At 71.5% G+C, this 23,362-nt stretch carries 20 protein-coding genes and 1 tRNA gene; 11 read left to right on the top strand and 10 right to left on the bottom strand.

Annotation, left to right across the window (positions count from 1 at the left end):
• Positions 1 to 131: 131 nt before the first annotated feature.
• Positions 132 to 665 (top strand): hypothetical protein, encoded by a 534-nt coding sequence (locus ACWDR4_RS37630; protein WP_450415188.1) that lies wholly within the window; start codon positions 132 to 134, stop codon positions 663 to 665.
• 21 nt (positions 666 to 686) lie between these two features.
• Here the strand turns inward: ACWDR4_RS37630 and ACWDR4_RS37625 are convergent, their stop codons facing one another.
• Positions 687 to 1,556, bottom strand: coding sequence for a spermidine synthase (locus ACWDR4_RS37625; RefSeq protein WP_450415187.1), 870 nt, complete (start codon positions 1,554 to 1,556; stop codon positions 687 to 689).
• Between the two features lie 36 nt (positions 1,557 to 1,592).
• Entirely contained in the window at positions 1,593 to 2,024 is a 432-nt protein-coding gene (locus tag ACWDR4_RS37620) for a hypothetical protein (RefSeq protein WP_450415185.1), read from the bottom strand.
• A gap of 280 nt (positions 2,025 to 2,304) precedes the next feature.
• On the opposite strand from ACWDR4_RS37620, the gene ACWDR4_RS37615 reads away from it, so the two are divergent.
• Entirely contained in the window at positions 2,305 to 3,780 is a 1,476-nt protein-coding gene (locus tag ACWDR4_RS37615) for a hypothetical protein (RefSeq protein ID WP_450415184.1), read from the top strand.
• 242 nt (positions 3,781 to 4,022) lie between these two features.
• On the opposite strand, the gene ACWDR4_RS37610 is transcribed toward ACWDR4_RS37615, so the two are convergent.
• The gene (locus ACWDR4_RS37610) at positions 4,023 to 4,616 is read right to left on the bottom strand and encodes a histidine phosphatase family protein (protein ID WP_450415182.1); all 594 of its coding nucleotides are present in this window, start codon (positions 4,614 to 4,616) and stop codon (positions 4,023 to 4,025) included.
• 285 nt (positions 4,617 to 4,901) lie between these two features.
• Between ACWDR4_RS37610 and ACWDR4_RS37605 the strand changes: the two genes are divergently transcribed.
• The 7 genes from ACWDR4_RS37605 (at position 4,902) to ACWDR4_RS37575 (ending at position 11,461) form a co-directional block, all read left to right on the top strand.
• The gene (locus ACWDR4_RS37605; RefSeq protein ID WP_450415181.1) at positions 4,902 to 5,885 is read left to right on the top strand and encodes a phosphatase PAP2 family protein; all 984 of its coding nucleotides are present in this window, start codon (positions 4,902 to 4,904) and stop codon (positions 5,883 to 5,885) included.
• Positions 5,836 to 7,035: a hypothetical protein gene (locus ACWDR4_RS37600; RefSeq protein ID WP_450415179.1), complete on the top strand. Its 1,200-nt coding sequence runs from the start codon at positions 5,836 to 5,838 to the stop codon at positions 7,033 to 7,035. The genes ACWDR4_RS37605 and ACWDR4_RS37600 overlap by 50 nt, the downstream gene beginning before the upstream one ends.
• Positions 7,026 to 8,657 carry a hypothetical protein gene (locus ACWDR4_RS37595; protein WP_450415177.1) on the top strand — a complete coding sequence of 544 codons (1,632 nt, stop codon included), beginning with the start codon at positions 7,026 to 7,028 and terminating at the stop codon, positions 8,655 to 8,657. Before ACWDR4_RS37600 ends, ACWDR4_RS37595 begins: the two co-directional genes overlap by 10 nt.
• Entirely contained in the window at positions 8,654 to 10,006 is a 1,353-nt protein-coding gene (locus ACWDR4_RS37590) for an AAA domain-containing protein (RefSeq protein ID WP_450415176.1), read from the top strand. The genes ACWDR4_RS37595 and ACWDR4_RS37590 overlap by 4 nt, the downstream gene beginning before the upstream one ends.
• Positions 10,007 to 10,208: 202 nt before the next feature.
• The gene (locus ACWDR4_RS37585; protein WP_450415175.1) at positions 10,209 to 10,613 is read left to right on the top strand and encodes a hypothetical protein; all 405 of its coding nucleotides are present in this window, start codon (positions 10,209 to 10,211) and stop codon (positions 10,611 to 10,613) included.
• A gap of 130 nt (positions 10,614 to 10,743) precedes the next feature.
• Complete coding sequence (locus tag ACWDR4_RS37580; RefSeq protein ID WP_450415173.1) at positions 10,744 to 11,397, top strand: bifunctional DNA primase/polymerase; 654 nt, start codon at positions 10,744 to 10,746, stop codon at positions 11,395 to 11,397.
• A tRNA-Lys gene (locus tag ACWDR4_RS37575) sits at positions 11,388 to 11,461 on the top strand. The genes ACWDR4_RS37580 and ACWDR4_RS37575 overlap by 10 nt, the downstream gene beginning before the upstream one ends.
• Positions 11,462 to 11,693: 232 nt before the next feature.
• Here ACWDR4_RS37575 and ACWDR4_RS37570 read toward each other — a convergent pair.
• Positions 11,694 to 13,052, bottom strand: a complete 1,359-nt coding sequence (locus ACWDR4_RS37570; RefSeq protein ID WP_450415172.1) for a M6 family metalloprotease domain-containing protein — start codon at positions 13,050 to 13,052, stop codon at positions 11,694 to 11,696.
• Positions 13,053 to 13,479: 427 nt separating this feature from the next.
• On the opposite strand from ACWDR4_RS37570, the gene ACWDR4_RS37565 reads away from it, so the two are divergent.
• Positions 13,480 to 15,363: a putative bifunctional diguanylate cyclase/phosphodiesterase gene (locus ACWDR4_RS37565; protein WP_450415171.1), complete on the top strand. Its 1,884-nt coding sequence runs from the start codon at positions 13,480 to 13,482 to the stop codon at positions 15,361 to 15,363.
• Between the two features lie 54 nt (positions 15,364 to 15,417).
• Here the strand turns inward: ACWDR4_RS37565 and ACWDR4_RS37560 are convergent, their stop codons facing one another.
• From ACWDR4_RS37560 to ACWDR4_RS37545, 4 genes are all read right to left on the bottom strand, one after another.
• Positions 15,418 to 16,542 (bottom strand): LLM class flavin-dependent oxidoreductase, encoded by a 1,125-nt coding sequence (locus ACWDR4_RS37560; RefSeq protein ID WP_450415169.1) that lies wholly within the window; start codon positions 16,540 to 16,542, stop codon positions 15,418 to 15,420.
• A 318-nt stretch (positions 16,543 to 16,860) separates the two neighbouring features.
• The gene (locus tag ACWDR4_RS37555; protein ID WP_450415167.1) at positions 16,861 to 17,343 is read right to left on the bottom strand and encodes a pyridoxamine 5'-phosphate oxidase family protein; all 483 of its coding nucleotides are present in this window, start codon (positions 17,341 to 17,343) and stop codon (positions 16,861 to 16,863) included.
• Between the two features lie 121 nt (positions 17,344 to 17,464).
• Complete coding sequence (locus tag ACWDR4_RS37550; RefSeq protein ID WP_450415165.1) at positions 17,465 to 17,824, bottom strand: hypothetical protein; 360 nt, start codon at positions 17,822 to 17,824, stop codon at positions 17,465 to 17,467.
• A 122-nt stretch (positions 17,825 to 17,946) separates the two neighbouring features.
• Complete coding sequence (locus ACWDR4_RS37545) at positions 17,947 to 20,289, bottom strand: immune inhibitor A domain-containing protein (RefSeq protein ID WP_450415163.1); 2,343 nt, start codon at positions 20,287 to 20,289, stop codon at positions 17,947 to 17,949.
• Positions 20,290 to 20,712: 423 nt separating this feature from the next.
• On the opposite strand from ACWDR4_RS37545, the gene ACWDR4_RS37540 reads away from it, so the two are divergent.
• A complete protein-coding gene (locus ACWDR4_RS37540) occupies positions 20,713 to 21,006 on the top strand; it encodes a hypothetical protein (protein ID WP_450415162.1) in 294 nt (97 codons plus the stop codon).
• Between the two features lie 80 nt (positions 21,007 to 21,086).
• Here the strand turns inward: ACWDR4_RS37540 and ACWDR4_RS37535 are convergent, their stop codons facing one another.
• Together ACWDR4_RS37535 and ACWDR4_RS37530 are read right to left on the bottom strand one after the other, a co-directional pair.
• Complete coding sequence (locus ACWDR4_RS37535) at positions 21,087 to 21,755, bottom strand: RDD family protein (RefSeq protein ID WP_450415161.1); 669 nt, start codon at positions 21,753 to 21,755, stop codon at positions 21,087 to 21,089.
• Between the two features lie 132 nt (positions 21,756 to 21,887).
• Complete coding sequence (locus ACWDR4_RS37530; protein ID WP_450415160.1) at positions 21,888 to 23,351, bottom strand: RDD family protein; 1,464 nt, start codon at positions 23,349 to 23,351, stop codon at positions 21,888 to 21,890.
• Between the last annotated feature and the right edge of the window lie 11 nt (positions 23,352 to 23,362).

Below are 23,362 nucleotides of genomic sequence, written 5' to 3'. Positions count from 1 at the left end.
GGCGGGCCGGGTCCGGTGCCTGTGGATACTGCATTTCTCCGGGGGACAACCCCCGGAGCCCCCGGCCCCACGACCGCCCCCGGGTACCACAAGGCGACACCGGTGGGGCGCGTGAGGCAGTATGACCGGCGATGCGCAGAGGACTCGTACACCTTCTCGCGTGGACGCTTGCCACGGGCGCGGCGGCCACGATGACGTGGTGGGGTGTGCACACGGTGATGGCCGGGACGGCGTACGACCCGCCCCGCGCGCTCCCCATCACGGCGGCCGACGCGGTCCGGCCGAAGTCGACCGCGCAGCAGCAGAAGTCGACGGCACAGCAGCCGAAGCCGCGGCCCACGGCGACGAGCCCGACACCGACACCGGCTCCGGAATCAACTCCGTCCCCCACTCCCACGCCGACTCCCACCCCTACCCCGAGCGTGACCGCCTCGAAGACCCCGTCCACGGTGAAGGCGTACGACACCGACGGCGGGCGAGCGGTGTTCGACCTCGGGACGGACTACGCGACGCTCGTGTCGGCGACGCCGGGAGCGGGCTGGTCGATGCAGGTGTTCAAGACGGAGACGTGGATCCGGGTGGAGTTCAGCGCGGGCGCGGACCGGGTGTCGGTGTTCTGCACCTGGCACGACGGCCCACCGCACGTCCAGATCCTCACCTACTGACCGGCTGGTTGACTGGCCGGCTCAGCGGAACACCGACGGCGGCGGTGCCGGTGAGGCGACGGCCGCCGCGTCCGTGACCGGTACGGCGCCGCCCGTGAAGTCGGTGAGGGCGCGCCCGTGTTCGAGGCGGGCGGGGTGCGGGTCGGAGGCGGCACGGCGGGTCAGCTCGGCGATGGGCAGCGGGTGCGCGGAGCCGACGAGGACCGCGTTGCCGAACCGTTTCCCCCGCAGCACGGTCGGGTCGGCGATCAGCGCGAGCTCCGGGAAGACGACCCCCGCGGTGGCGATCTGGCCGCGCAGGTGGGCGAGCGGCGGCCCGTCGGCGAGGTTCGCGGCGTAGCAGCCGGCGTCGTTCACGACCCTGCGTACGTCCGTCAGGAACTCGACCGATGTCAGATGGGCCGGGGTGCGGGCCGCGCTGAACACGTCCGCGATGACGAGGTCGGCCCAGCCGTCGGGGATCTTGGCGAGCCCTTCGCGGGCGTCGGTGGAACGCACCCGGATCCGGACGCCCGGATCCAACGGCAGCTCGCGGCGGACCAGTTGGACGAGGGCCGCGTCCCGTTCGACGGCCTGCTGGGTGGACCGGGGGCGGGTCGCGGCGACGTACCGGGCGAGGGTCAGGGCGCCGCCGCCGAGGTGCACGACCTGCACGGGCTTGCCGGGCGGCGCGACGAGGTCGATCACATGACCGAGGCGGCGCTGGTACTCGAAGGAGAGGTACGCCGGGTCGTCGAGGTCGACATGGGACTGCGGGGCGCCGTCGAGGAGCAGTGTCCAGGCGCGCGCCCGGTCCCGGTCGGGGATCAGCTCGGCGAGCCCGCCGTCGACCGTCTCGACGACGGCCTCGGCGGCCGGCTGTCCGCGCCGCGCGTTTCTGGACTTTCCCATTCCCCCATTATCGGGGTGGGCTACCGGGGTAGGTGGTCAGTGGCGGTTGTCGGCGGCCTCGATGAGCCGGGCCGCCTCGCCGAGGGCCGCGCGGAGCACTGCCGGGTCGGTGGCCAGGTCCGCCTCGCCGGGCGGGAGCAGCCAGTCCGAGCCCTCGACGGGAGGTTCGGGATCGGGGACCGCGAGGCTCAGGCCACGCCCATTGGTCTCCGTGCAGGTGCTTCCGGGGACGTCCCAGGCGGCGGCGGTGCCGGGTGGCACCAGGAAGCCCAGGGTGTCGCAGCCGTCGTCGTGCAGTACGGGGCCGACCGCGTCGCCGGCACCCCGGCGCAGGATGTCGACCGCTTCCAGCCCCTGCCGGGCCGGGACCGTCACCAGATCGCAGTCGGGCAACGCTGGTGCTGTACGCGTTCTGAACGGCGTACAAGGATCGGTGCTCTGGCTGATCTCCATCCCGGCCTCCACCACGGAACCCCTCCTAGTGCGAGTGGGTCGGGAGTTCGGGCGGCTCCCGGTCCATCGGGTTCAACGCGCCAGAACGTCAACGGCTACGGCACAAGACCGCCGCAAAGGATGGCAGTTCATGGCAGATCGTGGATGAGATATCCGGTTTGTAGCCAAACCCCGCGTGGTGGGTCGTGCACAGCGGGTACGTTCTTGCCCGCCGGAAACAGGGCGTCCGATGGATAACTGTTCCAACTCGCCAGGAATCCGGCACGGTTCGACGGTTCGCAGAGAGGGCCCGGCCATGACGTCGTCAACGGTGACCTCGTCGGAGTCCCCCCGGCCGCCGCGGCCGAACCTCGCCTTTCGGCAGTTGCGCGGGCAGCGCTCTCCGGGCGAGTTCGCCGCGGCGGTACGGCGGGCCGCCCGCGAGATCGAGGAGCGGGTCAGCTGTGACGCGCGTTACATCGGTCGGGTCGAGGCGGGCGAGATCCGCTGTCCCAACTACGCGTACGAGCGGGTGTTCCTGCACATGTTCCCCGGCCGGACCCTGGCCGACCTGGGGTTCGCGTCCCGCGCGTCGGTACGCGGGCGTGGGGCGCGCGAAACGGGGGACACGCCCCCTACGCACCTCGCGATCCCGCCGTCCGGCACCAGTGAGACGGCGGGGGTGCACGAGCCGTATGACACGCAGGAAGCACAAGAAACACCCGACACGCACGACACGCAGTACCCGTACGAAACGCACGACAACTACGAGGAGAGCGACGTGCTGCGTCGCGCATTCATGGCGGGCGGTGCCACTGTGGCAGCCGCCTCCCTGAGCCCCTTCGGGCTCACGTACGAGGCTTCGGCCGCGGGCCGTCCCATGCGCCGCGTCGGCGCCGGCGAGGCGGGGGCCCTGGAAGAGGCCGTACGCCGTATCAGGCTGCTCGACGACCGGCACGGCGCCGACGGGCTCTACCGGCGCGCGGCGGCCCCGCTGCGGGCGGCCTACGAACTGCTCGACGCGGGCGCGGTACGGCAGACCACCGCCGACCGGCTGCACTCGGGCGCCGGTGAACTCGCCATCTCCGTCGGCTGGCTGGCCCACGACTCGGGCCGTTTCGACGACGCGCGCTCGCACTACGCGGAGGCGCTGGCGACCGCCCGGGTGGCCGGGGACGCGGCCCTGGAGGCGCACGCCTTCTGCAACACCGCGTTCCTCGCGCGCGATGCGGGGCGTCCGCGCGAGGCGGTCAGAGCGGCGCAGGCCGCGCAGCGCGTGGCGCGGCCCCTGGGCTCGCCCCGGCTGATGTCGCTGCTGGCGCTGCGCGAGGCGGGCGGCTGGGCGGGGCTCGCCGACCGCGCGGGGTGCGAGCAGGCACTGGCGCGGGCCCAGGCGCTGTACGAACGGGGGCCTTCGGAGGCCGACCCCGAGTGGATGAGCTTCTACGGCGAGGCCGAGTTGGAGGGGCTGGAGGCGCAGTGCTGGTCGACGCTGGGCGACTGGCCGCGGGCGGCTCGGCACGCGCGGCGTGCGGCGCATCTGCAGAACCCGCACTTCACGCGGAACATCGCGTTGTACACGGCTGAGCTGACGGATGACTTGGCGCGTGGCGGTCATCCGGACGAGGCTGCGGCGGCGGGGATGCGGGTGCTTGATCTGTTGGACGAGGTTCAGTCGTCGCGGATTCAGACGATGTTGGCGGCGACGGCTCGTGTGCTGTTGCCTCACCGGCGGGCTGCGGGGGTGTCTACGTTTCTGGAGCGGCATGCGAGCTTGCCTCGCACGGCGTAGGTGGGGTGTGCGTCTGCGGGGCGGTGGGGGCTGGTCGCGCAGTTCCTCGCGCCCCTGAAAACCCCGTCCGTCCCGATTCGTTTGGCTGCGGGTTCGCTGTGGCTGGTCGCGCAGTTCCCCGCGCCCCTAAAAGCTAAAAGCAGGCCCGCCTCGCTGCGGGCATGCGTGCCGCCTGGGGCGGCTTCCGTCCCACCGAGAGCGGCACCCCGTATAGCGCCGGGCTGCGCGACCCACCCCCAGCGTCAGCTCAGGTGGCCCAGGTCGTTCCAGGTTTCGATTGCTGGGGTGCCGTAGGCCCAGCCGAGGATCGACAACGACGTCGGGTTGAGTCTGATGCGGGATGCGAAGTCGAGCGGGAGGTCCAGCCAGCGGGCGCCGATCGCGCGGAGTATGTGGCCGTGTGCGAAGACCAGTACGTCTCGGTCCGCTGATCGCGCCCACTCCACCACCTCGTCCGCGCGCGCGGACACCGCCTCCAGGGTCTCGCCCCCTGGGACACCGTCCCGCCAGATCAGCCACCCCGGCCGGACGGCCTGGATCTCCGCCGGGGTCATGCCCTCGTACGTTCCGTAGTCCCACTCCATGAGCGTGTCCCACGTATCCGCCCGCTCGCCGAAACCGGCTGTCTCGCACGTCTCCCGCGCGCGTGCCAGCGGACTCGTGCGCACCTCGACCCCGGGAAGGCCGTCGAAGGGCGGCCGGTGGAGACGTTCGCCGAGCAGTTTGGCGCCGCGTCGGCCCTCCTCCAGGAGGGGGACGTCGGTCCTGCCGGTGTGCTTGCCGGCCAGCGACCACTCCGTCTGTCCGTGCCGGGCCAGCAGGATGCGCGGTGCCATGAGAGACCCTTCCGGGGGGAGACGGTGAGCGTGACGGACAAGGCGAGAGGCGAACGAAAGGGGGCAACGAGGCGAATCAGAGGTACCGAATGGCGGAAAAGCCAGGCGGAACCCCTCCATCATCGCGCACGCTGTCCGGGGGCAACCCGGGGGTCGATCTTTGCGTCCTGAGTGACAGGGGCGACGCATGGGGCGTTCACGTACACCGTAAAATCGGACGAACCGCAGGCCACCGACGACCGGAGGCGCAGCTCGACGGGGACAGAGAGTGGGAGAGACGATCGGATGCCGCGGACCGATACTGCACCGACGGGGACCGTCGTTCCCGCCCGCCTCCGCTGGTGGACCGAGCTGCCACTGATCCTGCTGGTCTACGCGTGCTACTCCGCCGGACGCCTGCTGGTGAAGGGCAACGAGTCGACCGCGGTCGACCACGGCCTGGCGATCCTCAGGTTCGAGAAGGACCTCTGGCTGAACGCCGAGCACCCGCTCAACCGCCTGTTCACCCGCGAACCCTGGATCGGCATACCCGCCGACTTCTGGTACGCGTCGCTGCACTACCTCGTCACCCCCGCCATCCTGATCTGGCTCTTCCGGTCCCGCGCCGTCCGCTACCGGGCGGCCCGCACCTGGCTGATGACCTCGACCTTCATCGGCCTCATCGGCTTCACCCTGCTGCCCACCTGCCCGCCCCGGCTCCTCGACCCCGGTCACGGCTTCGTGGACACGATGGCCCAGTACAGCTCGTACGGCTGGTGGGGCGGCCAGGCCAGCGCCCCGCGGGGGCTCGGCAGCATGACGAACCAGTACGCGGCGATGCCGAGCCTGCACGTCGGCTGGTCGCTGTGGTGCGGGGTGATGCTGTGGCGGTACGGCGGTACGCGCACCACCAAGGTCCTGGGCGTCGCGTACCCGTTGATCACCACGATCGTGGTGATGGGCACCGCGAACCACTACTTCCTCGACGCGGTCGCGGGCGCCGCCGTGATGGGTCTCGGGCTGCTTCTCGCCCCGCACATCATGCGGAACGCGGACCGGGCGAAGGTGTGGACCAAGGTGTGGATCACGGCCCGTGTCGCGTCCGGCTCAACGCGCTCTCGTGGCACAGGGACCTCAATTGTCAGTGGTGGATGCCAGACTGCCCCGCGTGAGCGAATTCCAAGGCAGCGCGAGTCCGTCTTCGGGCCAGGGGCCGGGTCGGGCCCAGGGCCCGAGCCCGGTGCCGCTTCCGCGGACGCCGGGGACGGCGCTGCGGCAGCGGCTCGCTGAGCTGCGCGGTCCCGAGGTCCCGCCGAAGGCGCTGGACGCGCGTGCCCTCGCGGCCCTCGCCGCCAACCCCGGGTGCAAGCGGCGCGCGATTCTGGACGGCGCGGGGGTGAACAAGGCGACGCTGGCGAGCGCGCTGGGCTCACCGTCCGGCTTCGGGCAGTCCCAGTTCGCGCTGGCGCGGGGCAACACCTTCGAGGCCCGGGTCAAGGCCGACGGCGGCGCGGAACTGCTCCGGCTGGTGCACGAGAAGCTGGACCCGGGTGCCGTACCACCGGCGGAGGCCGAGGTCCCCGACCTGACGGCGACCGGCCCTGAGGGCCGCACCGCACGGACGGCACTGGCCCTGCGGGACGCCCACCTGGCGAGGAGCGAGAGCGGTGCGGGCGGCTGGACGCTTCTCGACCACCCGATGCTCGCCCTTGATGTCGCGGGCTCACCCGCCTTCCTGGAGCCGGACGCGGTGGTCGTGCACCCGGACGGCAGCTGGACGGTCGTGGAGATCAAGTCCTTCCCGATGCTGGACGGTTCGGCGGACCCCGCGAAGGTGGGCGCGGCTGCCCGCCAGGCCGCGGTGTACGTGCTGGCGCTGGAGGAGGTCGCCGCCCGGCTCACCGAAGGCGGCACCGTCCCGGAGCCGACCGTGAACCACCGTGTCCTGCTGGTCTGCCCCAAGGACTTCTCCAACCTCCCGGCGGCGTCCGCGGTCGACGTCCGCAAACAGCGCGCTGTGACCGGCCGCCAGCTGTCCCGGCTGACCCGGATCGAGGACATCGCCGACACCCTCCCCGAGGGCACCTGCTTCGCCCCGGACCTGCCCACCGCCGAACTGACGGCGGCGGTCGAGTCGGTCCCCGCGGCTTACGCGCCGGAGTGCCTGTCCGCGTGCGAACTCGCCTTCCACTGCCGCGACGGCTCCCGCGCGCGGGGCGCTGTCACGTCCCTGGGCCGTTCCGTACGGGCCGAACTGGGCGCCCTGACCACGGTCGACGACGTCCTGGCGGCGGCCCACGGCCGGTCCGGCGACCCGGCGGACCCGACGGTGGCCGCGCTGCGCAGAGCGGCGGCCCTGCGCGCGGAGGCGCTGAACACCACGGGAGTGTCCCTGCCCGCTCCGGAGCTGCCCTTCCCGGAGGGAGCCGTATGTCGCTGATCGCCACCCTCGCCCGCCTGGAAGCCGTCAGCTCGGGCCGCGCCCAGCCCGCCGCCACCGTCCGGCACCGCCATCTCTCCGAGCGGCCCCTGGTCCTCGTACCGCTCACCACCGCCGGTGAGGCCGGGGCCCCGCTGGGCGCGCTGGTCGGCGACGACCGGGACGCGCCGCGCCTGCTCGTCGTACCGCAGCCGCGCGACCGCGACCTCAGGTTCGCGTTCCTCGCCGAACTCGCGGACGTCGTCCTGCCGTTCATCGACTCCTACGCCGACGCCGTGGAGGCCGCCGAGCGCAACGAGACCGACCCGGAGACCGGCAAGCGCGTCAAGGTCGAGGTCGAACTGTGCGCGGACGCGCCCCAGTTGATCGTCCCGAGCCGCGCGGGCATCGAGTTCGTCCGCCTGCTGGGGCGCTCGATGCGTTTTCGGCGTACGGCGGAACAGGACCCGGAGACGCCGCATCCCGCCCCGCCCCGGGTGCCGTTGCTCGGCCGTTGGTTCACGCACTACGGGGAGCGGGCCCGGGTCCCCGGCTCCGCGCTCCTGCTGGCGCTGACGGACGTGCTGTCGCGGCACTGGGCCACCGGGCAGTCCACGCTGGAGGACCAGCATCTGGGCGCGCTGCTCGCCTGGATCGACCCGCCGGACGGCGCGTCGGGCGCCGAGGCCGCGCTGCGGGCCGAGTTGGCGCGGGACGCGAAGGGGCAGTTGCTGTGCCCGCCGGCCGGTCCGGCGACCGACCCCGCGTTCGACAACAAGCTGCTGGCCCCCGCGATCGAGCGCTACCACCGCGCGCGGACGGCCCATGCCGCCGCCGAGGACGGCGAGTCGGCGGACGACCGGCTGGGTGAACTCACCGCCGCTGAGCGGGAGTTGCACGCCCTTGTCGAGAGCCGTACGCGGCCCACCTGGGACGCGGTGTGGCACGGCCTCGACCTGCTGCGGACGCTGCCGGAGGGCGCCCACGCGGTCGACCGGTGGACGCGCGACCGCTGGTCGTTCACCGGCCACCGCGACCGGGTCACCGCGGGCGAGCCTCCGCAGCCGCGCCGCGACGACGCGGTGACGGCGGCGAACAAACTCGCCACGCGCGAGCGCGAACAGGCCCGTCTGGAGGCCCAGGAGGCCCTGGACGACCCGCTGGTGATGGCGGGGCGGCGGCTGTCCGGGGAGGCGTTCGCGGGCGAGGTCATCGATGTCGTCATGACGTACAGCGAGGGCAAGCGCCCGAGCCCACGCCCACTGGTCACCGTCCGCACGGACGACCGCCCGCAGCTCGGGGAGCGGGCGAAGGTGTACCGCTCCCTGGGCGGCAAGCCGCAGGCGGCGGAGTTCGTGGGCCACGAGAACAGCCCTGAGGACGGTCCCGGAGCAGAGGGTTCGGTGATCGTCCTACGGGTGGTCGACAAGATGGGCCGGGGCAAGGAGCCGGAGGCCGGGTCGGTGCCGGAGAAGGGGGACCTGGTCTGCTTCACGCTCTTCGAGCACGAACAGCGGGGCGGCGCGAAGCTCCCGGACGCGGACCAGACCCCGTGGACACATGGCGGACCTCCGGGCGAGCAGGCGACGACGACGGCCACGGTGCCGGAGGCCGACCCGGTGACAGAAGAGGATGTGCTGTGACCGCCGCCCGCACCCCGCAGGCCGTCTTCGATCCCGGGGCAGCCGCCGGCCGGGCCACCGACGCGATCCTCCACGACACGCTGCACGGCACCCACCGCGGCGTCGTCGTCGACTCGCCGCCCGGGGCCGGGAAGTCGACGCTCGTCGTCCGGGCGGCGCTCGAACTGGCCGATGCCGGGCGCCCGTTGATGGTCATCGCGCAGACGAACGCCCAGGTCGACGATCTCGTCGTCCGGCTCGCCGAGAAGAACCCCGAGCTGCCGGTGGGCCGGCTGCACAGCAGTGACGCCGACCCGTACGACGAGGCGCTGGACGACCTGCCGAACGTACGGAAGTCCGCGAAGGCGGCCGAGTTGGCGGGGCTGGACGTGGTCATCTCCACGGCAGCCAAGTGGGCCCACGTCAAGGTCGACGAACCGTGGCGGCACGCGATCGTGGACGAGGCGTACCAGATGCGCTCGGACGCGCTGCTCGCCGTCGCCGGGCTGTTCGAGCGGGCGCTGTTCGTGGGTGACCCGGGGCAGTTGGACCCGTTCGCGATCGTCGGCAGCGAGCAGTGGGCGGGCCTGTCGTACGACCCGTCGGCCTCGGCCGTCACGACCCTCCTGGCCCACAACCCCGAGCTGCCCCAGCACCGCCTGCCGGTGTCCTGGCGGCTGCCGGCCTCGGCGGCGCCGCTCGTCTCGGCCGCGTTCTACCCGTACACCCCGTTCCGCAGCGGCACCGGCCACGGCGACCGGCGGCTCGCCTTCGCGGTCCCGTCGGACGGCTCGGGCCCGGACCGCGTCCTCGACGAGGCCGCCGAATCGGGCTGGGGCCTGCTGGAACTCCCCGCCCGGCACACCCCTCGTACGGACCCGGAGGCGGTGCGCGCGGTCGCCATGGTCGTACGCCGCATGCTGGACCGGGGCGGCGCGGCCACCTCGGAGCGCGGACCCGAGCCGACGCCGCTCACGGCCGACCGGATCGCGGTCGGCACCGCACACCGGGACCAGGCGGCGGCGGTACGGGCGGCGCTCGCCGAGCTGGGCGTCGCGGATGTCACCGTCGACACGGCGAACCGGCTCCAGGGGCGGGAGTTCGACGTGACGGTGGTCCTGCACCCCCTCTCGGGCCGCCCCGACGCCACCGCCTTCCACCTGGAGACGGGCCGCCTCTGCGTGCTGGCCTCCAGACACCGGCACGCGTGCGTGGTGGTGTGCCGGGCGGGCGTGACGGACCTCCTGGACGACCATCCGTCGACGGAGCCGGTACAGCTGGGGGTGACGGTGAAGTTCCCGGACGGCTGGGAGGCCAACCACGCGGTGCTGTCGCATCTGGCCGAGCACCGGGTGGCCTGGCGACCGTGACTCGCCGAGCATCGTGCCGCCTGGCGGCCGTAGTCGCAGGTCAGGTGCCCTCTGGAGTGGGTCCGGGGCGTACTTGCGCGGGCGGGGGACAATGGACGGTGGCCCGGCTCGACCGGCGGGGCCTGTCGACCGTGTGCCGTACATGCCCTGGTGCGTGAGCGGTACGTACGAACGGTGCGGAACCGTACGAGGAGGAGAAGACATGGCGGAGCCCACGCCGCGTCGCAACGAACCGCGGCTACGCCCCGCGCCCCTGCTCTTCGAGCCCACGCAGGTGGCCGACGACCCCGAGCACTTCTTCGCCCTGGAGTCGATCGACGACCCCCGCGCGCTGCTGACCCGCGCCACGGAGCTGACCCAGGCGTTCCGCGCCGCGACCGACCGCGCGGTCGAGTACCAGGCGATGGCGGCGGCCCAGCTCGCCGACCCGCGCCGCTTCGACCGGCTGACGACCGCCGACATCGCGGAGCGCGCCGAGTGGACCGAGGACTACGCGAAGAAGATGGTCGAGTACGGCCGTGAGCTGCTGCGCGGCGACGGGGAGAACGCGAGCGGCGGTACGGGCGGTGGCCACGACCACGGTCACGGTCACGTCGACCCGGTCTGATCAGGCTTCGCCGTCTCGAAAGTCCGGCGGCATATTCAGGTGGGGCAAGGTACTCCAGCTCGCCCCCTCCTGTCCCGGTTTCCGGCAACCCTCGGAGATCGCGCGCTCACTGCCGGTAGATCTAGACGACATGAGCAGCACTTACTCTGACGTTTCGGGAGTCACCTCGGAGGGCGCCGCCTGGCTCGCCTCCGCAGGAACGTATCCGCGCAGCACGCTCTCACTCTGGGCCGAGCGGCCCGCCGCCCCGCTCGTCCTGCCCTGCGGCACCGCGTTCGACGTGGTCAACGTGCCTGCCGTCTTCGGCCGGAGGATGCTCGACCGCCTCTGGGACGAGGGACCCGGCTCGGGCCCGGTGGCCGCCTACCGGGGCCGGATCCTCCTGTTCGCGGCACTGGGGACCGCCCAGCGGCTGCCCTCGCTTCTGAGGTGGGAGGAGTGGGGCTCGGCCGGCGAACGCGGCGAGGGCAGCGAGGGTGGTGGCACCGGGCGTCGTCACTCGGTTCCGCCGCTCCTCTGCCACGGCCGCGGCGACGCGGTGACAGTCCCCGCACTGGTGAACGACGACACCGAGCATGAGCAGGTCGCCGAGGGCGGGCCCCGCCCCGAATCCCGCTGGGTCGTCGCCCCCGACACCTGCCGTCCCTGGCTTCCCGGCCCGGAGATCCTGCTCTGGGCGGCCGTACGAGCGGCCCGTGCCGCCGTCTCCGGTGGCCTGCGGATATCGATTTTTCCTCCCGCCGATCAGGGTGCTAAGGTCTACGACGTCAGCAGGCGCCGCTAGCTCAGTTGGTTAGAGCAGCTGACTCTTAATCAGCGGGTCCGGGGTTCGAGTCCCTGGCGGCGCACAGACGATCGAAGGCCCCCTGCGGAAGCGGGGGGCCTTCGGTGTTGAGGCGAGCCACTCCGGCGCACGGGGATGGCCGGGAGTTCGGCAGGGGCGGCTGGGGGTCCGGGGGTTGTCCCCCGGATGACGCAGCATCAGCGGGTCCGGGGTTCGAGTCCCTGGCGGCGCACTCTGTTGGTCGATTGGCGGGGCTGTTCACGAACAGCCCCGCCAACGTCGTTTCCACACCCCTCTCAGCCGGACGTGATCTCCACCGTCCACGCCCCCGAAGGCGTACGGCCCTCCACCTCGACCCGGACGTTCTCGCCGGGCACCGTGAAGCTCTCGCCGAGGGCGACGGGCGCGTCCGCGAGGGGCGGATAGACCGAGTCCTCCCAGCAGGCCTCGGTACGCGGATGGGCGTCGACCACCTCGACCGGGCCGCCGCCCGACTCGGCCCCGCTCTGCACCCGGTAGACGAGCACGCCCTGTGTACAGGTCGCGCTGTCGTTGCCCGTCGTCCCCCGGGCCTCGAAGGCGAGCGCCCGGTCGGCCCCGGTCCGCACGACGGCCAGCTTCACCCCGTCCCCCTGCCCGAAGACCGGCGCGCCCGCCCCCGTAACCCCGCTGCCGTTTTCGCCCGCGTCCGCGCGCACGTACGCGGTCGTCTCCGGATGTGCTCCCAGCGATTCCAGGGTCAGCCGGGTCGAGCCTCCCCCGCGTACGCACACCACTTGGCGCGGTTCCAGCCACCCGAGTTTCCACTTGTGCCAGGCGAACAGGTCCGGTGCCAGTCCGAACTGGCTGCCCATCAGGTCCCAGTCGCCGACGTACGTGTCCCAGTCGCCCTTTCCGTCCATGGGCCGGTGGTAGAGGTCGGGCAGGTCGAAGACATGGCCCGTCTCGTGGGCGAGGACGAGCCGGTCGGGCGGGTGGTTCTCGAAGACGGTGACGACGCGGCGGATGTCCGTGCCGTCGGCCCGCAGCGGGACGTCCAGGTTGACGACCTTCGTCGCGTCGGAGTCGACGCCGGGCGCGTCCGGGTCGGCCACGAAGTAGACGATGTCGTAGCGCGAGAAGTCGACCTCGCGGTCGGCGGCGGCGAGCGCGTCGCGCAGATAGGCGGCGCGGTGGGCGGCGCTCCAGTCCCGCTGTATGGCGTACGCGGTGGACGGCTTCGGCATGCGGAGCCAGCGCCGGAGCGGGTGCGGGCGCAGCGTGAATCTGCCGTACGAGGCACGGTCGAAGAAGTCGCTGGTGGCGGGGAAGTGGTCGGCGGCCAGTTCGGCGGGGGTGGTGCGCGGGGGTGCGTCCGGGAAGGAGAGGAACACCATCACGGCGTCGAGGGCGCGGGACGGGCGCGGATAGGCCGCGTTCCAGGTGTCCAGGCCCTCCGAGTGGTGGGCGTCGGTGCGTTGCAGGGCGCAGGGCTGCGCCGAGAAGGGTTCGGCGACCGAGGGGCCCGCGATGAGGGAGGTGGCGACGAGGGCCGTCATGGTGGTGAGTACGGCGGCGGTGCTGCGCAGTCGGGGGCGCGGTCCGTCGCACGCGAGCCCCTTGAGTCCTGTCAGGGCATCACGGGTGAGCCCCTTGAGGGGGAGCTGACGCGGCACGCAGACCTCCGGATGCGGTTCGGGGACACCGCAACCCAGCCTGTGTGATCTTGTGTTTATATGCCCAGTTTGTCTGCACCAGAAGGGTGATTGGGCGTCGAACAGGGGTCGACCGGGCAAGCTATCAAGCACGCAAGGGCTCACCCCTTGTGGAACGACACCCCGAAACACTCACGGAACGTCACAACCGATCGAGGGCGAAGGAACCCGTCCAGGCGCGGGCAGAAACGATCTGTCAGAACCGGCGGTCGTTCATGGACACTGGACAGTGGCTGGAAGGGCTTGGGGCCAGCCTCTATGATCGGCACACTTTCCTGGCACTTCCCTGACACTTTCCTGCACGGACCTGGCCAGGGCGGCGGTTTGCCGCCCGGTCGGCCGCCCGACGGGATCCATATGAAGACCGAGTGCACTGCGGGAGCGAGCGGTGAGCGGAACGTCCGAAGGGCCGGCGCCCGCGGTAGAACTCGTCCGGCCGGCCGTCACACTGAGTAACTTCACCACGTCCTCTACGTCATCCTCCCGCGCTGCCGGGGGTACGAACCTGCTGGGTGCGGCGTTCGCGGCGGCGCCGTTGGCGATGGCCGTGGTGGACCGCGAGGGCCTGGTCGTGGGGGCGAACCAGTCGCTGGGCACGCTGCTGGGCATCGCCCCGGAAGCGCTGGCCGGGCGGGTGGCCGCCGATCTGGTGGACCTGGCGTCCGACACGCGCGCGTGGCACGCGTACCGCGAGGTCCTGCGCGGCCGGCAGGCACGGCTGCGCTGCACGCGCCGCCTCAAACACCCCGACGGACACTCCCTCTGGGCCCAGGTCACGGTCACGCCGCTGCCGCCGGAGGGCGCGGAGTCGGGATCGGGAGCCCAGGCGTACGGGGGCCAGGGTGTGCTGCTGTCCGTAGCCGACATCAGCGCGCGTCGTGAACTCCAGGCGCGGCTGCGGCACTTGCAGATGCACGATCCGGTGACCCGGCTGCCCAACCGCGCGCTGTTCTTCGAGCGGATGTCGGCGGCGCTGGAGGCGGAGTCGTACGAGCAGAGCGGGACGGGCCGGATCGGCCTGTGCTACCTGGACCTCGACGGGTTCAAGGCCGTCAACGACACCCTCGGCCACCGTGTCGGCGACCGGCTGCTCGCCGCCGTGGCGGAACGCCTCACGCGCTGCGCGGAGGAGGCGGGGCTGGCCCGGGGGAACCCGGGTGCCGTCGCGCCGCTGGTGGCGAGACTGGGCGGCGACGAGTTCGCGCTGCTGGTCGAGGACTCGACAGGCACCGACCAACTCGCCGACCTGGCCGAGTCGGTGCTGAAGGCGCTCCAGCTGCCCTTCGACATCGCCGGTCAGCGGGTGTCCGTCTCCGCCTCGATCGGTGTCGTGGAACGGCACGCGGCGGGCACGACCCCCACGGGCCTGATGCAGGCCGCGGACACCACGCTGTACTGGGCGAAGGCCGACGGCAAGTCCCGCTGGACGCTCTTCGACCCCGAACGCAACGCCCACCGTATGACCCGCCAGGCCCTGTCCTCCACGCTCCGGCCGGCCATCGAGCGGGGTGAATTCGCCCTGGACTACCAGCCGTTGGTGGGCATGGAGGACGGCCGGGTGCACGGTGTCGAGGCGCTGGTGCGCTGGCACCACCCCCAGTTCGGCACGTTGACGCCGAATCGCTTCATCGGACTGGCCGAGGAGGACGGTTCGATCGTGCAGCTGGGGCGCTGGGTCCTCGCCACGGCCTGCCGTCAGGCCCGCCGCTGGCAGCTCGAACGCCCGGACGAGCCGCCGATCTTCGTGAGCGTGAACGTGGCCGTACGTCAGGTCTGGGACTCGGATCTGGTCGCGGACGTCGCGGAGATCCTCGCGGAGACGGGTCTGCCGGCGCGGCTGTTGCAGTTGGAGCTGACGGAGTCGGCCGTCATGGGGTCCGCTGGGCGGCCCCTCCAGGCACTCCAGGCACTCAGTGACATGGGTGTGGGCATCGCGATCGACGACTTCGGCACGGGGTATTCGAACCTGGCCTACCTCAGCCGGCTGCCCGTGTCAGTACTGAAACTGGACGGATCCTTCGTCCGCGGGTTCCAGTACGAGGGTGAGGGCGTCGCGCCGAACCCGGCCGACGAGATCGTCGTCGAGGCGATGATCCAGCTCGCGCACCGGCTGGGGCTGACGGTCACCGCCGAGTGCGTGGAGACGGCTGCGCAGGCGGCTCGGTTGCGGCGTATCGGGTGCGATACGGGGCAGGGGTGGCTTTATTCGCGGCCGGTGGGGGCGGATCGGATTTCGGTGCTGATGGGGGGAAGTGCTTGTCGGCAGGGGTGAGTTGGCCCCTTTCGGCGACTGCATTCCCCCCTCCCCCTCACACACACGGTTTCGTCAGGCTGCGGGTAGGCCGTACGCGTCCGCGATCAGTTCGTACGAGCGCAGGCGCAGGTCGCCGTGGTGGGCGTGGGAGACAAGCATCAACTCGTCCGCCCCTGTGCGCTTCTGGAGGTCGTCCAGTCCTGTGCGGACCTCGTCGGCCGTGCCGTGGATGATGTTCGTCATCCAGGAGCCGATGAACTCCCGTTCCATCGGGCTGAATTCGTAGGCCTCCGCCTCCTCCGGGGTCGGGAACAGGCCCGGCCGGCCGGAGCGCAGGCGCGCCATGTTGAGGCCCATCGCCAGGACCTGGCGGCGGGCCTCGTTCTCGTCGTCCGTCGCGAGGGTGGAGACGCCGATGAGGGCGTACGGGGCGTCGAGGACCTCGGAGGGCTGGAAGGACTCGCGGTAGAGGTCCAGGGCCGGGACGGTGTTCTGCGCGGAGAAGTGGTGCGCGAAGGCGAAGGGGAGGCCCAGGACGCCGGCCAGGCGGGCGCTGAAGCCTGAGGAGCCGAGCAGCCAGATGGGCGGGCGGTGGGTCGACTGGACTCCGCCCGGGGTCGTCGACTGGATCGGGCCCGGGATCGCGTGGATGCGGTGGTAGGGGTGGCCGGTCGGGAAGTCGTCGTCCAGGAAGCGGGTCAGCTCCGCCAGTTGCTGGGGGAAGTCGTCGGCGCCTTCGTTGAGGCGTTCGGTGCGGCGCAGGGCTGCTGCGGTCGCGCCGTCCGTGCCCGGGGCGCGGCCGAGGCCCAGGTCGATGCGGCCCGGGGCCATGGCCTCCAGGGTGCCGAACTGTTCCGCGATGACCAGGGGGGCGTGGTTGGGGAGCATGACTCCGCCGGAGCCCAGGCGGATGCGGTGGGTGTGGGCGGCCAGGTGGGCGAGGATCACGGCGGGTGAGGAGGAGGCTACGCCGGGCATGGAGTGGTGTTCGGCTACCCAGTAGCGGTGGAAGCCGCGGGATTCTGTGAGGCGGGAGAGGGCGACGCTGGTCTGGAGGGCTTGGGTGGCGGTGTGGCCGGAGCCGACTGTGACCAGGTCCAGGACGGAGAGGGGGGTGGGGGCGGTGCCCTGTGTGGTGCCTCGGATGTCGTCTGCCGTCGCGTCGGTGGTCGCGTCTGCCGTCGCTTCTGCGGTCACGGTGGGGGCCTCCTGCTGCTGTCTTTAGTGCCGTGCACTGTCCTCCGGACGGGAACAGGAGGGAGGCTCCGTTTTATTCCCGGGGATGTTTCTCGCCCCCGCCGCCCCTACCCGTCCCATCCCTGGGGGCTGCGCCCCCAGACCCCCCCTTTCGCGCTAGAACGCGCTCGTCCTCAAACGCCGGACGGGCTGACTACCCAGCCCGTCCGGCGTTTGAGGACGAGGCCGTTCAGGCCGAAGCGGGGGTCTGGGGGCGGAGCCCCCGGGGATGGGTACGGGTAGGGGCGGCGGGGGCGAGAAAACCAAAGCCCCGGGGATTCACTCGCCCCGGACCAGCCACTCCCCGTCGCGCATCACATTCCGGTCGCGCATCTCCGCGGCCGTCCCCCACGCCTGGATCACCTCAGGCGTGACCTGGAACCAGACGTACGAGGCGTGGTCCTTGCGCGGGTCCCAGCCGTCCTTCGCGGTGAAGGCGTCGCCCACGCCGGGCGGCAGCTCCTCGCGGGTCAGCGTGCGGACCGTGCCGTGCATCAGCACCACGTCCCGGGTGTGGCCGAAGCAGAGGCGGACCCGGCCCGAGGCGATCAGGTTGCGGCCGGTCGGGTTGGAGTCGCGGGTGGCCAGCCACACCGCCTCGCCGTCCCACCAGAAGGCCAGCGGAACGAGGGTCGGCTCACCGGTGGCGTCGGCCGTGGCGACCCAGACGTCGATGTCCCGGTCGAGGCGCTCCAACGCCTCGCGTCCGCGCTGCTCGATGCTGCGGGGGCCGGTGGGGGGAGCGTCAGCTTCTGCCGTCATACGGCGAGGGTATGGGCGTACGCAGGGCGGTCGCATCCGGCGATGGGACTAGGTCCCGGGACGGAGGCCCCCAGGCTCCCAGGCCCTCAGGCACCCCGGCAGCCATGCACCCACGCACCCATCACGCACGCGCCGCCGGCCTCCGCAGCAGCGACCTGATCGGGTGCCACAGTTCCGTCCGCTCCAGGGCCGACGGTGACGGGACGCTGTTGTCCGGGGCCGTGCGCCATATCAGGCCGTCGGGGTGGTGCAGGACCGCCGTGATCTCGTCCGGGGTGGGCGGTGCCGCGTTGCCCCGGAGGTAGACCGCTCGCAGGCCCAGGTTGCGCAGCCGCGTCAGGGCCCTGGCACGGTTCTGGGCCAGGACCAGGACGCGTACGTCGGACGGGCCCACCGCCGTGGTCGGGGCGGTGGGGCTGGGCAGGTTCAGCGCCACCACCACGCTGCCACTGGGCAGCTTGCAGAAACCTCCTGCGGCCATGCGGTCACACCCCCCGTGGGACTCGGTGTCAATAAGAAAGCCACAGGAGGCACCTAAACACGATCGGCCGCGACCCGCCAGGGGGTCACGGCCGATCATGGTTTGACCTGCTGTTATGCGGATTACTTCACCGCGGGGCCCACCTGGACCGAGATCGTGGAGCCGTCGGAGGCCTCCTTGACGATCTTGATCTTGGTGTTGGTGTCAGTGACGTTCACACCCGCGAGCGGGGTCGCCGCGTCGTAGTACGTGGAGGTGTGGTCGTTGAAGGTCGGGACGCCCTTCTGGGAGGCGACCTTCGTGAGCACGTCCGCCTTGTGGAGCTTGAGGGCGTCCGTGCGGGACAGGCTGAACGGCGAGTCGTAGGACTGGATGCGGCTGCGCATCAGCGTGCCGTCCGCCCACTTCAGCGGGGTCGGGTGCGCGTCCACCGGGAGGACCAGGCCGACACCCGGGTGCTGGCTGGTGTTGTTGTCGTTCTGGGAGGTGTCCCACTTCCAGATCAACAGGCCGTTCTGGTACGGGAAGTGCTCGACCCACGCCGGACGGGTCGTCGAGAAGCCGAAGTTGTACGGGCCGACCTTGAGGGTCTTGTCGTACGACACGTACTGGCGGTTCTCGGCGATGTAGTACTGCGGGTAGTCGTCCGTGATGCCCGCGCCGATGCGCGAGAAGCCCTTCGTCGTCCAGGCCGCGTCCGCGCTCTCCGCGTCGTCGGAGAAGACCGTCGCGCCGTCCGCGGTGAGCGTGATCTCGTCGGCCGCGAAGCCCATCTGGGAGACACCGCCGTCCGAGGTGTAGCGGAAGCGCAGGGTGAACTCCTGGCCCGCGTAGGCGTCCAGCGGGTAGGACAGCTTCTTGTACGCGTCCACCGTGCCGGTGAGCGCCGGCTTGCCGCTGCCGTCGCGCGGGATGGCCGCGCCGTCGACCGTGCCGTCGAGGGGCGTGTAGGTGGCGCCGCCATCGGTGGAGACCTCGGTGTAGAGGTAGTCGTAGTCGGCCTCGATGTCGTACCAGCCGTCCAGGGTCAGGGTGGCCGAGGACTTGCCGGTGAGGTCGACCGAACGGGTCAGCGTGTTGGAGAGGTTGTTGTCGCTGCCGCTCCACCACTGGGTCGCGCCCTGCGCCGGGGTGACGACCTCGGTGGTGACCGTCTTCTCGGGCAGTTCGACGATGAGCGCCTGCGCGTTCTTGGTGTTGTACTCGGCGACGCCCAGCTTGTGGCTGGACTCCGTCGCGGCCTTCGCCGTGTCGTAGTCGAGCCAGCCCAGCTGGAGCTTGTCCCAGGCGGTCATGTCACCGGGCAGGTTGCCGATGTTGTCACCGCCGGTGCCGAGCCAGGAACCGGACGACATCAGCGTCCAGAAGCCCGTGGAGTTCTCGCCGCCGCTGGTGTCGTAGTGGTCCGGCAGACCGAGGTCGTGGCCGAACTCGTGGGCGAAGACGCCCAGTCCGCCGTTCTCGGGCTGGATGGTGTAGTCGCCGACCCAGATGCCGGTGTCGCCGATCTGCGCGCCGCCGAGCAGGTTGTCCGAGGGGCCGGTCGAACCGGCGTCGGTGCCGAACGCGTACCAGCGGTGCGCCCAGATGGCGTCCTCGCCCTGCGCGCCGCCGCCCGCGGACTCGTCCTCACCGGCGTGCACGATCTGGAAGTGGTCGATGTAGCCGTCGGGTTCGTTGAAGTCGCCGTCGCCGTCGAAGTCGTAGCGGTCCCACTGGTCGTACTCGGCCAGCTGCGCCTTGATCTCCGCGTCGGTCGCGCCTGCTGCCTCCTGCGCCGCGACCCATGCGGTGACGCCATCCTGAACGGCGTACCAGGCACCGTCGTTGGCCAGGTTGGAGCCGTAACGGGCCTCGTTGTAGGGGACCTTGACCCAGTCCGAGACCGTGCCCTCGACCGAGTAGCGGCCCGAGGACTGCTTCTCGTAGTACTTCTTCATCGACTCGACGTTCTTGCCGGTGCCGAAGTACAGCTCCTGGAAGTGCTCGGTGTTGTAGTCCGCCTGCCAGGCCGTGCTGTTGTCCTGGGTGCGGTCCGGCTCGGCTATCTCGTTGTGCAGCGGGCCGACCGTGCCGCCGTAGCGGCTGTCTATCTGGTCGCCGAACTCGACCAGGATGGTGAAGATCTTGTCGGTCTTCTCCCGGCCCAGTTCGACGTACTTGCCCTTGCCCTTGCCGCTCTTGAGCTGAACGACCTGCGAGCCGTCACGGTTCTTGGCCGTGGCCTCGCCGGAGATGACCTGGTTGAGGGCTTCCTCGCGCTGGGCCTCCTGGGTCTTGCTGAGCGGGCCGTCGAGGTCGTGCTCCTGCTCGGCGTGCTGCCGCTCCGCCGGGTCGTGCCGGTTGAGCGCCGCCGCGGCGCCCGCGTCGGCCTCCGCGATGGCAAAGGTGGAGAAGGTGGCGGCGGCTGTGGCGAGTGCTACGCCGACGGCAGCCGTTCTGAACGTCCAGGGTCTGCTGGTCACTTGAGGGTCCTCCCCCGCGTCCGTCCGCGCGGAATGGGGGTTCCTGGTTCGGAAGCTGTCCGCGGGCGATATACGCGTGTAGTCAAGTGACGCAATTTGACTAGAGGTTCAGAAGAAAAGACAGACCTTGACTTGCACAGGTCAATTGCATTATGCGGAGTTGACCTACACCTTGTGTTCGCTATACGGACATCAGGGGCACGTCCGACGTGTCGCCCAACCGGCGCGCGGGCGCGTCCAATTGATGGACGCCATGACTCCGTGCGCCCCCTGTGCTCCGGAGCCGTGGGTTAGGTCACGCTTACTGCGCGTTCCACTCGGGCATGCACGCGATTAGAGTCGGTCGGCGGTACGCCGGATGTCCGGTGGAAAGCCAGGCCGACACGCTCCCCTCACCCCCGATTCCACGAGGACTCGATTGCCATGCCTCGTCTGACTCGTCCGACCGCGCCTCGTCCGACCGCCGCACAGCTCGCCTACGGTTCGTGCACCGTGATTCTCTCGACGCTCGCCATGCTGCTGCTGTCTCAGACGAGTTCGGGCCCGGGGGTCGTGCTGATCGCCCTCGTGGGACTCGTCCTGGGGCTGCTCGTCGCCATGACCGTGCCCCGCCCCAAGCCGTCCCGGGCGACCTCACAGGTCGTCGCCTCGTCGGCCGCCGCTCCGGCGCCGCGCGAGCGCGTCCCGGTACAGGCCTCCTCGGTGCGCCAGGACTGAACCGCCCGTACGGAAGCGGCGGTTGGGCGGGCCCGCGTGCTGCGGACCCGCCCAACCGCCGTTGTCGTCCCCGGAATTGGTCAACCGGTGCTGACCACCACCGTCTTGGCCGCCTTGTCGTGCAGCCCCTGCTTGTACGGCTTGTCGAAGAAGCTCCAACCGCCCGCGATCGCCGTCCAGATGCAGGCGCAGCAGAAGGCGAACGGGATCCACAGCACGAGCGACCGCACGAGCATGGTCTGCACGGAGGGCGTGGCGCCGTTGTCAAGGTTGGCCACCCGGAGCCCGAGCCACTTCTTGCCGAGGGTCTGCCCGGTCCGGGACATCAGGATCGTGTCGTACGCGATGTAGAGCACGGCGGCGATGAGCGACTGGCCGAGCGAGCGGCCGTACTCGATCTTGTCGCTGTCGACCTCGTACTCGTTGACGTTGAAGCCCCAGGTGAGCAGCCAGACGACGATCCCGACGAGGATCATGTCGATGATCCTCGCGAGCACGCGCCGGCCGCTCTCGGCGAGCGGGGGCATGCCCGCGAGGGGGTCGGCGGCCCCGCCGTACGGATCACCGCCGCCGGCTCCTCCGTAGGGCGAACCGGCACCGCCGCCTCCGTACGGCGAGCCGCCGCCGGCCTGGCCTGAGCCGCCGTACGGATCGCCTGAGCCGTGCGACGGAGGCGGTGGCTGCTTCCTGAACGGGTCGTCGTCTTCCGGTGGCTGCTGACCGGCGCCGGGGGGCGGTTCGCTGCTCATGGCCCGAGTCGACCGCGAACCGCCCGGCTCCGCATCCGGCGAGCGGCCGTCCGGGGTACCGAATCGGCTGATTCGTACGCCGTATCGGGTGGGCCCGCGTCGAACGTATGAACCCTGTACGTCTGTGTGGACTCAGCCCGCGACGAAGGTGTGCGCCGCCTTGTCGTGCCAGCACTGGCGCCACGGGCGGTCGAACAGGCACCACAGAACACCCACGACGCCGATGCCGAGGAGTCCGGGGACGCCGTAGACGAGCCAGCGGCGCAGGGCCAGGCCGAACGACGGGGGCTCGTGGCCCTCGATGTCGCGGACCTCCAGGCCGACCAGCTTCTTGCCGAGGGTGCGGCCCCACTTGGCGGTGGGCCACGCCTCGGAGAGGATCCCGGCGAGCAGCAGTACGGCGATCACGATGCCCAGGTACAGCCCGGTCGTGCCGTCCAGCAGCCATACGGTCACGGTCTCGCCGGACAGCTTGGCCGCGTCGATCTTCCCGGTGATGTGGTCGACGGCCATGGTGCCCAGCGGTACGGCGGCCGTGGCGGTGAGGGCGCCGAGGACCAGGGTGTCCACGAGCCGTGCGGCGAGCCGCTTGCCGAGGCCCGCCGGACGGGCCGACGCCTGTCTGCGGGCGGCGGCCTGGAACACGTCCTCGACGGGCGGCTTCCAGGGCGCGAGGCGCTGTTCTCCGCCCTCCTCGGGCCCGGCCAGGCGGCCCACCTGCTGGGCCCAGGAGGGCTGGCCGCCGCCGACGCCGGGGGCCATGGGCGCACCGGCGCCGGGATTGTTCTGCTGGGGGACGGCCGGGGTCGCGGGCAGCAGGGCGGGGTTGGCGCCCTGGGCCGCCGCCGCGCGGGCCGCCGCGGCCTTTCCGGCGCCGAAGCCACCGCCGCCGGATGTGGGCGCGGGTGCCGTGACCGGGCCCTGCGCGCCCCCCGGCGAGCCCGTGCTCCCCGGCTGCGCGCCGCCCGCCCCGCCCTCGCGCTCCGTGCGCGGGGAGAGCGCGCGGAAGGTCATGGTGCTCTCGGAGGGGACGGGGCCACGGGTGCCGGGAACGCCTCCCTCCGCGCCACCTCCTCCGACGGCGGCCGGTCCGGGGGTGGGCCGACGGAACACGAACGTGCCCGACTCGGGCATGTCACCGGCGTCCGGCTCGGCGGGCGGGATCGTCGCCGTGCCGTCCGTACGGGCCGACCGTCCGTCCGGCTGGACCGGGGGCTCGTTCGCCACCCGGGGGTCGGCCGCCTGGGCCGGGGAGCCCCAGGAGACCTGGCGGTCCCGGTCGCCGCCGAAGCCGGCCTGGTGGGAGCGGTCGGCGCTCCAGGCGGACGCCGGTTCGGGCCGGCTGCCGTGCTGGGCCTCCGCCGGGGTCGCCCGGCGCGGCTCGGCGGCCGACGATCGGGGTTCCTCGTCGAAGAAGTGCGGCCCGGTCTCCTCGACCCGCGCCACGGCCGACGCACCGTCGGACGGCGCCGGTCGGCTGGTGCCCGGCACCCAGGCGGTGCCGTTCCAGAACCGGACATATCCAGGAATGGACGGGTCCGGGTAAAACCCTTCGCGGGGCCTGTCGTCACCGGGGGCCGGGGTTGGGGCACTCATGTCCGTCGTCC

The organism is Streptomyces sp. NPDC000878 (assembly GCF_053599695.1).
Note: the sequence above shows the minus strand (reverse complement) of the source record. Positions and strands in the feature narration are given on the sequence as shown.